The organism is Synergistaceae bacterium, assembly GCA_017443945.1.
Taxonomy (GTDB): Bacteria; Synergistota; Synergistia; order Synergistales; family Aminobacteriaceae; genus JAFUXM01.
The window spans coordinates 42014-55351 of sequence record JAFSXS010000052.1 but is presented as its reverse complement, the minus strand read 5'-3'; the positions used below and the strand labels follow the sequence as shown (position 1 = coordinate 55351).

16 protein-coding genes and 1 tRNA gene are annotated in these 13338 nt (G+C 41.1%); 1 reads left to right on the top strand and 16 read right to left on the bottom strand.

Annotated elements, in window-relative coordinates; all coding sequences use genetic code 11:
* Positions 1 to 35: 35 nt before the first annotated feature.
* Entirely contained in the window at positions 36 to 371 is a 336-nt protein-coding gene (locus tag IJT21_05275) for a diacylglycerol kinase (protein MBQ7577662.1), read from the bottom strand.
* Positions 358 to 1935 carry a sulfatase-like hydrolase/transferase gene (locus IJT21_05270; protein ID MBQ7577661.1) on the bottom strand — a complete coding sequence of 526 codons (1578 nt, stop codon included), beginning with the start codon at positions 1933 to 1935 and terminating at the stop codon, positions 358 to 360. Before IJT21_05270 ends, IJT21_05275 begins: the two co-directional genes overlap by 14 nt.
* 251 nt (positions 1936 to 2186) lie before the next feature.
* On the opposite strand from IJT21_05270, the gene IJT21_05265 reads away from it, so the two are divergent.
* Positions 2187 to 2837: a DUF4230 domain-containing protein gene (locus IJT21_05265; GenBank protein MBQ7577660.1), complete on the top strand. Its 651-nt coding sequence runs from the start codon at positions 2187 to 2189 to the stop codon at positions 2835 to 2837.
* A gap of 48 nt (positions 2838 to 2885) precedes the next feature.
* Here the strand turns inward: IJT21_05265 and rpsI are convergent, their stop codons facing one another.
* The 14 genes from rpsI to IJT21_05195 all read right to left on the bottom strand — a co-directional run bounded on the left by rpsI (position 2886) and on the right by IJT21_05195 (position 13332).
* A complete protein-coding gene (gene rpsI / locus IJT21_05260) occupies positions 2886 to 3281 on the bottom strand; it encodes a 30S ribosomal protein S9 (protein ID MBQ7577659.1) in 396 nt (131 codons plus the stop codon).
* A 19-nt stretch (positions 3282 to 3300) separates the two neighbouring features.
* Positions 3301 to 3732 (bottom strand): 50S ribosomal protein L13, encoded by a 432-nt coding sequence (rplM, locus tag IJT21_05255; protein MBQ7577658.1) that lies wholly within the window; start codon positions 3730 to 3732, stop codon positions 3301 to 3303.
* 73 nt (positions 3733 to 3805) lie between these two features.
* Positions 3806 to 4834 (bottom strand): nicotinate phosphoribosyltransferase, encoded by a 1029-nt coding sequence (locus IJT21_05250; GenBank protein ID MBQ7577657.1) that lies wholly within the window; start codon positions 4832 to 4834, stop codon positions 3806 to 3808.
* A 19-nt stretch (positions 4835 to 4853) separates the two neighbouring features.
* Positions 4854 to 5075, bottom strand: a complete 222-nt coding sequence (secG, locus tag IJT21_05245) for a preprotein translocase subunit SecG (GenBank protein MBQ7577656.1) — start codon at positions 5073 to 5075, stop codon at positions 4854 to 4856.
* Between the two features lie 126 nt (positions 5076 to 5201).
* Positions 5202 to 5276 (bottom strand) — tRNA-Gly (locus tag IJT21_05240).
* 25 nt (positions 5277 to 5301) lie between these two features.
* Positions 5302 to 6123 carry a transporter substrate-binding domain-containing protein gene (locus IJT21_05235; protein ID MBQ7577655.1) on the bottom strand — a complete coding sequence of 274 codons (822 nt, stop codon included), beginning with the start codon at positions 6121 to 6123 and terminating at the stop codon, positions 5302 to 5304.
* A gap of 12 nt (positions 6124 to 6135) precedes the next feature.
* Complete coding sequence (locus tag IJT21_05230) at positions 6136 to 6939, bottom strand: transporter substrate-binding domain-containing protein (protein MBQ7577654.1); 804 nt, start codon at positions 6937 to 6939, stop codon at positions 6136 to 6138.
* A gap of 12 nt (positions 6940 to 6951) precedes the next feature.
* The gene (locus IJT21_05225) at positions 6952 to 7773 is read right to left on the bottom strand and encodes a transporter substrate-binding domain-containing protein (protein MBQ7577653.1); all 822 of its coding nucleotides are present in this window, start codon (positions 7771 to 7773) and stop codon (positions 6952 to 6954) included.
* Positions 7774 to 7916: 143 nt separating this feature from the next.
* Positions 7917 to 8729, bottom strand: a complete 813-nt coding sequence (locus IJT21_05220) for an Mrp/NBP35 family ATP-binding protein (protein ID MBQ7577652.1) — start codon at positions 8727 to 8729, stop codon at positions 7917 to 7919.
* Positions 8730 to 8735: 6 nt separating this feature from the next.
* Positions 8736 to 9083, bottom strand: coding sequence for a NifB/NifX family molybdenum-iron cluster-binding protein (locus IJT21_05215; GenBank protein ID MBQ7577651.1), 348 nt, complete (start codon positions 9081 to 9083; stop codon positions 8736 to 8738).
* 39 nt (positions 9084 to 9122) lie between these two features.
* The gene (gene feoB, locus IJT21_05210) at positions 9123 to 11468 is read right to left on the bottom strand and encodes a ferrous iron transport protein B (protein MBQ7577650.1); all 2346 of its coding nucleotides are present in this window, start codon (positions 11466 to 11468) and stop codon (positions 9123 to 9125) included.
* 67 nt (positions 11469 to 11535) lie between these two features.
* A complete protein-coding gene (locus IJT21_05205; protein ID MBQ7577649.1) occupies positions 11536 to 11928 on the bottom strand; it encodes a YraN family protein in 393 nt (130 codons plus the stop codon).
* Complete coding sequence (locus IJT21_05200; GenBank protein ID MBQ7577648.1) at positions 11929 to 12204, bottom strand: EscU/YscU/HrcU family type III secretion system export apparatus switch protein; 276 nt, start codon at positions 12202 to 12204, stop codon at positions 11929 to 11931.
* A gap of 15 nt (positions 12205 to 12219) precedes the next feature.
* A complete protein-coding gene (locus tag IJT21_05195) occupies positions 12220 to 13332 on the bottom strand; it encodes a hypothetical protein (GenBank protein MBQ7577647.1) in 1113 nt (370 codons plus the stop codon).
* Positions 13333 to 13338 lie beyond the last annotated feature (6 nt).

Sequence of the window (13338 nt, the reverse complement as noted above, 5' to 3'; positions counted from 1 at the left end):
GAGGCGTTAATTTATTCTCACTCCCTGCAAAAAATTTATTGCATTATAATAACATACCCCCATAAAATTATATTAAAGCATACAGCAAGAAAAATAGCGCATGAGAGCATGTCTTTGCCGGCTTTGATCTCGTGTCTAAAATTTTTATCGATTAAGTCAAATGCTTTCTCGACAGCAGAGTTTATAAGTTCAAGACACATCACAATGAGCCACGCTCCCGCAAGCAATAAAGATTTTCCAGCCAAAATTATTATAATCAGCATGATAAACTCATACTGGAAAGCCTGCTCATGAGTCAACGCATAATACAAGCCCTCCAGAGAGTAACGCGAGGCATTGAATAACCGCGAAAAAATGTTACTGTACCTCAATTAAACCTTTCTCCTTAGTGTAAATATAATCTTTATTAATTCTTGGCCGGGACGAGTCGAATTTTGCATTAATTACACTTTTTGCGGGATCATAGCCGGGAGTCTCTATTCCTGCAATATCTAAAATTGTATGAATAACATCATCTGTCATGTAAGGCCGGTCAACGCTTGATTTAATTCTTGCGTCTAAATCGGGATATGACTCGCAAAATTTTCTCGATGTCCAAATTAAAAACGGTACTTCAGCAACATTGCGCGTCTGAAACCAGCCATGTCCAGCCGAGCTAATAAGATCATATACTTCCTGCCCGTGATCCGAAGTATAAATAATTATTGCGTTCTTGTCCTCAAAGCGTTTAATAATTTCGTTCAGGACATAATCATTATATAATATAGTATTATCATATTCTGCGCGGGTAATTTTTTCTGATTCAGTTATACCGGAATAGCCGCTTATTTCGTCTTTGGCCGTAAATTTTGCGTATTCTGCCGGGTATCTATTTTTATAAGCTACGTGACTGCCATTCAAGTGGAGCATGTAAAAATTTTTCTCGCGAGAATGCGTTAATTTTTCGTCAAGTATGGGGAGCAGACTATCATCATAAGCCGACCCGCCGTCCCAGTAAGATTTAAACTCGATAAAATGTCTTTCATCGCAAATATTCACATAAAAATTTATAGCGTCAAGTCCTATATAAACTTCCTGATTTGAGAGCCAAATATTATAATAACCTGCTGCTTTAAGAATGCTAAATAAATTCATGTAATTATACCATGGGCCGGGGAGCTCATTATTATGAAACGTAAACATTTTTCTAACTGAAGCTACAGTGTGTGGTTCAGCGCATACAACATCATTGAATATATATATTTGACGTTTTTCAAGATTTGGACTCGTAGGCAGATCATAACCGTAAATGCTCATGTGATGTCTTGCAGCCGACTCACCGAGAATAAATATTATATATGGAATGCTTCTCAAATTTTTTGTGATTACTGCATTAGGCTCGCTTAAAACTTTATTATATTCTCTGCTGGCATTGTAATATCTTGCAGTCATACAGCAAAATCTTGTGAATCCGAGATAATTTGTTATGTCTCTTTTTCGGCCGTTGCCCATAGAAATTTCTCTTACGGATGAGAATATTCCAGCAAATAAAAATATTATGAGCAGACACAAAATTAATTTACCGGGTTTAAATGCTATCTGCCAAACTTTACGAGCAATAAATATCAACGCAATTATAGCAAGAACGAACAGCCAGAAAGATTTATTTAACAGATACATCTGTAAAAACTCGCTGCCCTCGCGAAAATTTGTCATTAGAGCAATATTCAGCATTAATATATTAAATCGTATGTGATAATAATATACTGTGAATAAATCTAACGCAAAGAATACCGCATTTACAGCCAGAAAAATAAATTTTACGAACTTGTGAACGACTCTAAATCTGCGAAGAAATAAATATATCAACAAACTTGCAAGTGTTACATACATTAAGATAATTGACAGGCTGCACCCAAAATGTAAAATTTTTCGTAAATTGCTGCTGCCCTTCAAATCTCCGACTATAGTGATAAGATTCAACGCTATTAGCCAGAAAATAAAATTTTTCTCACTGTTCAGCCACTCAAGACACCACGAAATAACGCTATGCCGTTCCGTGCCGTTCCGTGCCGTTCCGTCAAGAGCATAGATTCTCCTCCAATGTATAATAATTTACAGTGATTATAATATCTCGCCGGAAAGTCTGCAAATTTTTCTGATATTATATTGCGTGTAATAAAATTTTTTATCAGGAGGGACTAAATTTGACAGCTACAATTGTTATAGTATTAGCTCTTGCCGCCTCGATTGCAATAAATGTCTTGATGTTCACGCGCAAAAAAGGTAAGAAGCCGCAAAATATTTCTGTGAGGTCTACTATACTTGCGGGGATTCAGAACGTCAGCGAGCTTGCAACGGTGCGCGAAAGTTTTCAATCAATCGTAACATTTTCTGAGGGCGTAAAAATTCCCTTCATTGACGCAAATATACCGGGCACAACTCGAAAATTTATGCTCAAATATAACGGCACAATAGTATGCGGGTGCGATTTGTCAAAAGCTCAAGTCTCAGAAAAATTTGACAACAAAGTAATTATCTCGCTCCCTCACAGTGAAATTACTGACATTTACGCCGATATGCAGTCTCTTGAAGTCTATGACCAGCACGCGGGAATATTTACATCTATAAAACTTGAGGATCAGAACCGCGAAATTTTGTCCGACCTCAACAAAGTAAAAGCTCACGAAATCGAACGGGGAATCTTGGCACACTCGGACGAGAACGCAAGAAAAATTTTAACGTCAGTAGCAGCCTCTACAGGTGTCCAAGCAGAAATAATTTTCACGGACAATGCAGCGCCTTCACTAGCTGAACAAAATAAAGCAATCCCGTTAGACGCACACATAAGCAATTAAACGCGCAAAAAAATCCCCTCGCCTGCATCTTGACGGGGGGAAAATATTTTAACGCTTCGAGTACTGTCTCTTTCCTCTTGCACCTTTTTGACCGAACTTTTTACGCTCGACCATTCTCGGATCTCTCGTTAAGAGTCCTTCTTTCTTGAGTGCCGGTCTGTAATCAGGATTCATCTTGATTAATGCGCGTGCAATACCTAATTTTACTGCACCTGCCTGACCAGTTAAGCCGCCGCCGGAAGCATTTACAAATACATCGACTCTGCCTTCAACTCCGGCCGTTTTCAATGACTGATAGACCTGCGACTGCCACATTAAGCGCGGGAAATATTCTTCTACGCTGCGATTATTAATCTTTATTTCGCCAGTGCCTGAACAAATTCTGACTCTTGCAAGAGCGTTTTTGCGCCGGCCTGTTCCCCATATATATTTATCGTCTGACATTTATATATTCTCCTCCTGTTTAGATTTCGAGTGCTTCAGGGTTCTGTGCTTCGTGAGGATGTGAAGGCCCTGCATAAACTTTCAGCTTGCTTGCGTATTTGAGTCTATTTCGCGGGAGCATTCCTTTTACAACGTGATGAAAGAGTGCCGCCGGTTTTGTCTTGAGCAGGACTCCCCAGTTTGTAGCACGATAACCGCCCGGATGTCCTGTGTGATAGTGCCAAGTTGACTGCGATGCTTTATTGCCGGTGAGCTTCACTTTTTCTGCGTTGATGACAATAACATAATCGCCCGTATCAACATGAGGCGTGTAAGTCGGCTTATTCTTGCCCGTTAATATTCGTGAAATTACTGCTGCCAGACGGCCTATTGATCTGTCTGACGCGTCAATAACGTACCATTTTCGTTTTATTTGGCCTGGTTTTGCCAAATATGAGCTGCTGCCCGTCATTTATAAATATTCCTCCTGCAAATTTTATAAATCTATAATAAATCTCTGTGAACGGGGGCTTGTTCACGTCAAATTATTTTATCTTAACAAGGCGCTTATTTTCAAGTATACCGGGTAATCTTCCGCGCTTTGCTATGGGTTTGCCGTTGACCTCTTTTAGATCCATTGTCATATCCATAGGCACAGCATGAGCAATATAGCTCCCGACTCCGAAAATGTCTGCTCCTGCGCTTGATAATTCTTTGATTCTTGCAGGATTGAGACCGCCGGAAACTACAATTTTTACGCGGTTAAAACCTTCTTGATTCAATCTATAACGCATTTCACGTACTAATTCAGCTGTAACGCCGCCTCTTTCACTGGGAGTATCGAGCCTTACAGCACCGAGTCTATCGCCTAAAGCATGAGCAAGCCTTAAAGCCTCCTCGCACTCGTCTTTAAACGTGTCAACTAAAAAAGTTCTGCCGACATAATCAGGCAATACAGAGTCATACGCTTCAGCAAGTTTAACAGTGTCGCCGGTGATTAAAATCGCAGCATGAGGAATCGTGCCCATCGGTTCGCGTCCGCAAAGTTTCGCGCCTAATACGCAGCTCGCACCCGTACAGCCTCCGAATTTTACTGCTATAGCTTCCATAACTGGCGAAATTGCCGGGTGTAAATGCCTGGCTCCGAACGATAAAACCGGTTTGCCCTCTGCAGCTTCGACGCACTCACGAGCCGCCGTCGCCCATGCACACGAACTCGAAAGAATGCCGAGTAAATTTGTCTCGTGAATACCAAATGCGCCGTAAGAACCTTTTATACGCATTACAACTTCTTTCGGGGTAAAATATTCGCCTTCGGGTAATGCTTCGATTTGAACGGGAGAATCTTTCAAGAGTTCTAATACTTCAGCAAGACCCGCAAACATTCCTGTTGAACGCGTGAAAATTTCTGCTGTAACGGGCGTATCAAGCAAATTCATTGACGCAAGAATATCACGAGTGTTAATAAAATAAATATCCGTCGTAGCACCTGATTTGATTTCGTCATGGGTTGCGCTGTAAAATCTGTCGGGATTGACCTTCAGGGCTTCTGAGTCCTTGAGAAAGTTCAACACTTTATTATTTCTCCCTTGCTTAGTTAATGTACACGATCAAGAATGAAGTTATCATGAAAATTGAAGCTAACACAATCGTAATTTTCGTAAGAGGTGTAAATCTCTGCCACTGTCCCGAGTCCGGTTGTGTACCGCCGCCGAAAATTCCTGCAAATCCGCCTTGTTTGCGCTGCTGAGCGAGAACAACTATCATCATTAATATTGCGACTATAATATGAATAACTGCCAAAAATGTGCGCATAAAAAATTTTCCTCCTGAATAAATATAAAACTTGCGAATTAGTATAATACAACGCGGGAATATTTTACAACAAAAAAGGCCTCATGAACGAATCACAAGACCTGTTATCATCACAAACAAAAAAATTGGAGCGGACGACGGGATTCGAACCCGCAACATTCAGCTTGGGAAGCTGACGCTCTACCGTTGAACTACATCCGCAATAATTTAGCATTCTAGCGCATGATTAATTTTTTCGCAAGCCAATACGAACGAATAAATCAAATCTGTAATAGGGATCCGAGAAAATTACCCCTTCCGGTGCATCATATTGAGTCCCTACTCCGTCAATAAGTTCATACCAGAAAACCGCGTCTGCACGTCCTGAAGTTAATGCGGCTGTCCTTGCGTTTGTATTGATGTCAAAGATTTCAACGTTTATTTGGAGACGCTTTGCAATTTCTGCGATTACTGCTGCGTTGAAACCTGCTGCTTTGCCGTCGTGTGAAGTGTAATCAATCGGGGGAATATCTCCGGTTACAGCAATTTTTATTTTTTCTGCGTTCGGGAAAGACTCAAATTTTACGGACTCAGGTTCATTTTTGCCGGGGTTAGCTAAATATTTTGTCTGTAAATCTTGAAGTGTCCCATCTCTGCGCATGAGGCCAAGTGCATAATTAAAATTTTTCTGCATGATTACCCCCTTACCCGCAAGGAAACCGAACACTAAATTTGCACCCGTTGAACATGATACGCCGGAAATTTTATAATTTGGATTGACGGATAAAATATATTCTGCTGCGGGCTGAGGAAGCTCTAAATCGTCAATATTGCCGGCATTCAAGGCCATTAACATAGTGTTTAAATCATCGTAAAAATGGTAGGACGAATATTTTGCGCCTGAAATTTCCCATTTCCATATTGAATTTACTGTTGATAAATCGTTGAAGCCTTTTTCAGACATTCCGGCATTCTGCAATAATCCGAGTTTGCGTCCTTCAGCACCTGCCGCACACGAACACGCAAGAATTATTACACACGCGATAAATGCACAAAATTTTTTGTTCATGAATAACACTCCTTATTTTTTCCGTAACTGCAAGAAAATATTAAACGTGTAATAGGGGTCAGAGATTAATATATTTTCCGACAATTTATTTTCACTGTCGATCCAAAAAACGCCGTCAGCACGTCCTGATGTGAGAACTGCAATTCTTGCCCCTGCATTAGTATTGACGATTTCAATATTAATTTTCAGGAGTCGGCCTATTTCCGCGAGAAGTGCTGCGTTAAAACCTGCTGGCGTGCCGTCGGGTGCTGTGTAATCAATCGGGGGAATATCTCCGGTTACAGCAATTTTTATTTTTTCTGCGTTCGGGAAGGAGTCAAATTTTATTTCTTCAGGCGTATTTTTGCCGGGATTGGATAAATATTTTTCTCTAAGAGCTTGAAGAGTGCCGTTTCTGCTCATGAGTCCCAAGGCGTAATTAAAATTTTGCCATAGAATCACGTTTTTGTCCTTCATGAACCCGAACACAAGATTCATGGGCTGTGAACGCATTACGCACGATATTTTATAATTATTATTCTGCGACATGACATATTCAGCGACAATTTGAGGCAGGTCGGCCTCGTCAATTTTTCCGGATTCTAATGCCGTTATCATGCTGGGCAGGTCATCAAATAAAATATACTCATCATTTTCGCCGTGTCCGTGTCCAATTAATGACCATAGCCAAGTCGATTCAAGATACTGTTTTGTGTTGAATGACAGACCGTTCTCAGGATTTGCAAGAATGCCGATTTTGAGTCCCTCAGCACCTGCCGCACATGAACACGCAAGAATTATTATAATTGCAATAAACGCACAAAATTTTTTATTCATAAATAATACCCCCTACTTTTTGCGTATGTGCATATAAATATTAAACGTGTAATACGGATCTGACGTTAATAAAATATCATTATCAACGAGAATAATATCTTTATTAGTGCTTACAACGTACCAGAAAACGCCGTCAGCGCGTCCCGATGTGAGAGCTGCTGTCTTTGCACCTGAAGTAACGTTTATGATCTCAATATTAATTTTCAGGAGTCGGCCGATTTCTGCGAGAAGTGCTGCGTTAAAGCCTGCTGGCGTGCCGTCGGGTGCTGTGTAATCAATCGGGGGAATGTCGCCGGTTACAGCAAATTTTACTTTCTGGGCATTCGGGAATAAATCAAATTTTACTGGTTCAGGCTCAATTTTGCCGGGGTTGTATAAATATTTTGCCTGCAAGTCTTGAAGTGTTCCGTTTCTGCGCATGAGTCTCAAAGCGTAATTAAAATTTTGCCAGAGAATAACATTTTTCTCCTTCAGGAAGCCGAACGCAAAATATACATTTTCAGGACGCATTACGCAGGAGACTTTATAATTTGGATTCTGTGCCATGATGTATTCGCCGACGATTTGCGGTAAGTCAAGCTCGTCAACTTTGCCGGACTCTAATGCCATTATCATGCTTGGTAAATCTTCAAATGAAATATATTCGTCATTTTCGCCGTGTCCGTGTCCCATTAATGACCATAGCCAGGAAGATTCAAGACTCGATTTAGTGTTAAATGTCGGGCCAGTCTCAGATTTTGCAAGAATGCCGATTTTGAGTCCTTCAGCATTTGCCGCACAAGAACACGCGAGAATCATTATGCACAAAGCAAGCGCAAAAAATTTTTTACACATAAACATACACCTCGATAAATAAAATTTTACAAGTATATTATAAGGCAAGAAATAAATTTTTTGGGAGGGGGACTGAATGTGCATGAAAGTATAAAAGCTGCCGACAAGTGTTAAAGCGCTCATCGGCATAAATTTTATTTACTCTATAAATTTTTCATGATTGAGTCTAAATATTTCCCCGCGTCAAAGTCTTCAATTTTTCCAGAATCACAAAGTGTCGCAAATTCCGGCAAAATAGGAAGCTGCGCAAAATTTTTTATCCCGTGAGACAACGCAAACTCTTCAATATGACTGTTACCAAATATATAATGCTTTTTCCCGCAGTCAGGGCAAAGAAAATAGCTCATATTCTCAACGAGACCCAGCACGGGAATATTCATAATTTCGGCCATCCTAAGAGCTTTGCTTACTATCATACTTACAAGTTCCTGAGGTGTCGTAACTATAATAATTCCCTTGATAGGCAATGACTGAAACACTGTCAACGGCACATCACCTGTACCGGGCGGCATATCGACAAACATATAATCAGTAAATCCCCAGTCAACTTCTTCAAAAAATTGCTGCAACACTCCCATTAAGACAGGCCCCCGCCATACTACAGGATCTGACTCATCTGGTAAACATAAATTCATCGAAATAATTTTTGTTCCGTTCTTACTGATTGCAGGCTGTATAAAATGTCCGTCAGATAATAAACCGTCATGAATACCAAACATTTTGGGAATTGACGGCCCCGTTATATCAGCGTCTAAAATCGCCGTGTTAAAATTTTTCTTGTTCATTCCAGACGCAAGCAAGCCGGTAATTAAGGATTTCCCGACACCTCCCTTGCCGCTGACTATGCCGATAACGTTTTTTATCACGCTGTCAGTCTGAAATTTTGCGGCTGTATTATCGCGTTCTGAACAATTTGCGCCGCAGTTTTCGCAATTATGATTACATGCTGGCATTATATAAATTCACTCCTTGCAAGTGTGATTATCGCATTTAGGATTCGAGTCAAATTCAAGTCTGCCGTCAAGAAATTTTTTCACAGCCTCGTCCGCACTGCCATTGACTCCTGCGAAAAATTTTATTCCTACAGTATTAAGAGCTTCCTGCGCTCCCGAACCTATACCGCCGCAAATTAATACGTCGACTCCCTGAGCTTTCAAGAATCCTGCTAGAATCCCATGAGCTTGGCCGTTAGTGCTAATAACTTCGTTGCGAGTGATTGATTTATTCTCGATGTCATAGAGCTTGAAATTTTCAGTCTTGCCGAAATGCTGAAATATATTCCCGTTCTCGTAAGTTACAGCAACTCGCAAAAAAATCTGCCTCCTTATAAATTACTCGTGATTATTATATTATATTGCAAGAATAATAATTCTCGTGATCATTGCCGCAGCCCACGCGATAACGCATTGCCAAATCACAACGCCTAATGCCCAGCCGCCTCCGAGTTCGCGTTTTATCGAAGCAACTGCCGCCGCACAAGGTGTGTATAACAAACTGAATACCAGCAAAGCACCCGCAGACGCACTTGACAAGAATGCATTAACATTTTCGCCGAACAAGACTCCAAGACTCGACACAACACTTTCTTTTGCGAGAAAACCGCTTATTAATGATGTGCAAATCCGCCAGTCTCCTAATCCTAAAGGCGCAAATAACGGCACTAATAAACCAGAAATCGCGGCGAGAATGCTTTTATCTGATTGAGTCGTAAAATTAAATTGCAGGTCAAAACTTTGCAGAAACCATATAATAACCGTAGCAAGAAATATTACAGTAAATGCGCGCTGTAAAAAGTCCTTCGCTTTCTCCCACATTAAGAATATAACATTTTTTGCAGCAGGCATTCTATAATTCGGCAGCTCCATCACAAACGGTACAGCTTCACCCCTGAATAATGTCTCCTTGTATAATAACGCTGCAAGAATCCCGGCGACGATTCCCAAAACATATAAACCGGTCATTATTAAGCCTCGTTTATCAGGGAAGAACGCATTTACAAAAAACGCGTAAATCGGCAATTTTGCTGTACAGCTCATAAATGGAGTCAATAAAATCGTCATTTTTCTATCGCGCTCACTGGGAAGAGTACGGGTCGACATTACAGCAGGAACAGTACAGCCAAAACCTATTAACATCGGGACAATGCTGCGGCCTGACAAGCCTATTTTACGCAATAATTTATCCATGAAAAACGCTACTCTTGCAGTATAGCCGGTGTCCTCAAGAATCGAGAGAAAGAAAAATAACGTGATTATTATCGGTATGAAACTTAAGACGCTGCCGAGTCCTGCAAAAACGCCGTCAATTATAAATTTGTGCACGATCTCATTAACGCCGATTGATGACATGTAAGAGTCCGCAATTTCCGTAAATGAGTCAATCCAGCTTGCTAATAAATCTTGAAAATATGCGCCGATTACTTCAAATGTGAGATAGAAAATAGCAGCCATTACAGCAATAAAAACAGGAATAGCAGTATAACGGCCTGTTAAAATTTTGTCGAGCTTCTGACTTCGTAAATGTTCGCGGCTTTGTGCAGGTTTGACGACGCATTGTGAGCAGACTTTGTGAATAAAATTGAATCTCATATCAGCAATTGCAGCATTTCTATCGAGTCCCCGCTCCTTTTCCATTTGCAAAATTATATGTTCTAACATTTCGCGCTCGTTCTGTTCGAGTTTGAGTTTATGAATTATCAGCGCGTCATTCTCGATTACTTTAGTTGCTGCAAATCTTAGAGGAAGGCCGGCCCGTTCTGCGTGATCCTGAATCAAATGCGTAATTGCGTGAATGCATCTATGTACTGCGCCGTCGTGATCTTCTTCTCCGCAAAAATCGTAACGTTTAGGCTTCTCCTGAAATTTTGCGATGTGGACAGCGTGATTTACGAGTTCTTCTATGCCTTCATTCTTGAGTGCTGAAATTGGTATAACTGGAATCCCTAAAAGCGACTCCATTCTGTTAATATCGATAGTGCCTCCGTTGCCGCTTAACTCGTCCATCATGTTAAGAGCTGCCACCATAGGAATTTGCATTTCCATTAACTGCTCAGTCAAATATAAATTTCGTTCGATATTAGTAGCGTCGATTATGTTAATTATTGCTTTAGGTTTCTCGCCGAGAATAAAATTTCTTGCGACAATTTCTTCACCGCTGTATGGGGACATTGAATAAATGCCGGGTAAATCTGTTATCAAAGTGTCTGAATGTCCCTTGATTGCTCCGTCTTTGCGGTCAACTGTAACGCCGGGGAAATTTCCGATTCTCTGTTTTGCGCCGGTTAGTTGGTTAAATAATGTCGTCTTGCCTGAGTTCTGATTCCCTGCAAGCGCAAAAGTTAATAACGTTCCATCGGGTAAAGGCTCGTTTTTGTCATTGACGTGATATTTGCCTTCTTCACCGAGTCCGGGGTGTTCTACTTGATTTAAGCTGTTAAATGCTTCAATAAATTTTTCGGCCTGCTGTGTATCTTGTGAAAGTTTGATTTCTATTTTTTTTGCGTCGGCGAGTCTTAGTGTCAGCTCGTAATCATGGATTCTAATTTCGAGGGGATCTCCTAAAGGTGCGGACTTTACCATTTTTACGAGTGCGCCGGGGATTATTCCCATATCTAATAAATGCTGGCGTAAACTTCCTGAGCCTCCGACGGTTGTAATAACTGCGCTTTTTCCTGATTCAAGTTCTGCGAGCGTCAAATTATGATTCTCCATTCTGTAAAAATTTTATCAGTCAAATTTTATTTTACGCGAATGATAAAATCAATTATGAAATTATATTCATCCCTGCTGTAATGTCGCTTATGTGTTCAAGAGTCCAATTATCAGGCTCATTTTTGTGAGTTATAGTTATGCCAATAAAGTCAATCCGCCAGAAACCGTCCCAGTTTAGTTCTTCCTCGATAAATTCACGTGCGGACTTGATTAACGCGTTTAATTTTCGTGAGCCTATCGAGTCTAACGGTGATTGAATTTTCCCGATTGTGCGCGCCCTGACTTCAATAATTACAATTTCGTTGTTGTCGTTATCTATTGCAATAATATCTAGTTCGCCGTATTTATTCCTGATATTACGTGCAATTACGCGCCATCCGAGAGACAAAATATATTCTGCTGCCTTATCTTCTGCGTATCTGCCTAACTCTTGAGCTTGAGTCATTTATTTGGCTGACTCCCTGTCAAGTTTGTAGACCCATGCTAAGACTCTTGCGACGACCTCGTATAACTCTGCTGGAATCTCCTCGCCTAACTCAAGAGAAATCAAAGCCGACACAAGCGCAGCATCTTCAACAATAGGTACATCTGCTTCAATTGCGCGTTCTATAATTTTTTGAGCGATAAAGCCTTCTCCCTTTGCTACAACAGTAGGAGCGGCCATTTTCTTATTATCATATTTGACTGCTACAGCCTTATCACGTTTATTTTGTTCGGGCATAATAAATTTTTCCTTCTATACTGTAATATCGAGTCCTCGTCCTGCAAGCAAAATATCGCGTTCATTTTCCGGAGCGCGCTGGGAAATTCCTATAAAGCTCACTGGAATCGCGAGTCCTTGAAGTTCACGCCTTAAATCACGTCTTCTGCGTTCAATTATCCTGCAAGTTTCTGCTCTCTCGGCATTGAGAGTCAGATTACAGCTTTTGCCGTCGCTCTCAACTAGTCCGCCCACCTCGCCTAAATTATTACCGGTTAAGCCAAATCCGACCTGCCAATATTTTTGACCGTCATCGCCATTTGTTGAACGACCTACAAAAATTTTTGCTGTCATGCTCTGCGTATTATTCTCGACTAACGGCCAGAAAGGAGCAGCCAATAACGCCGGGTTTACTTCAGGACGGGGAGACTTCATCAAAATTGACTGTGCCTGCAAGAACTGTGCAATATCGTCGTTGCCTTCCTTCATGCCCTTGAGAGATTTAATCGGGTCTTTGCCGTCAGAAGTGTCAGATTTTAATTTTTTGCGGATTCTGTTCCACATCTCGTTAATTTCTGAGTCATTCATCGCTGCATATTGAGATAATAATAACGCGTTTTCCTGCGTCATAGGAACGTCGCGCGCCCATAACTCTATAAATGAAGACAATTCGCCGGGGTTAGAACCTGTTTTGCGCCAAGCGTCTTTAATTGCTGTAAGAACTTCATTAGACAACGGCAGACCACGCGCTAATAAGGCCGTCGCAAGCTCTCTATCACGTGCGGGAATCTGCGACAAAAACGACAATTCACCCTGCGAGAGTCTTAAAACGGGTACTCCATCAGGCCCGGAAGCGTCCCAGACAGCTCTAAATCTTTCGCCCGGTATAAGTGAAATTGTTGCACGCGCCCGCAAATCCTGCATTACGCCATTAACATCAACTCTTACTGTATAAGTGCCGTCGCTGTTCTGTGATAAAACAGTGCCCTCGATGAGCATTCCTGTACGGATTCCGGCAAATTTCGTCAACTGCCCGGGCTGTAAAATCTGCGGTTGATTAATTATCTGCCCCTGCCGAGTGCTTATATTCTGCTGGGCTTGACTGTAATTCTGATTTAGGCTTACATTCAAATTATTTATTTCGGGCATTCTCTA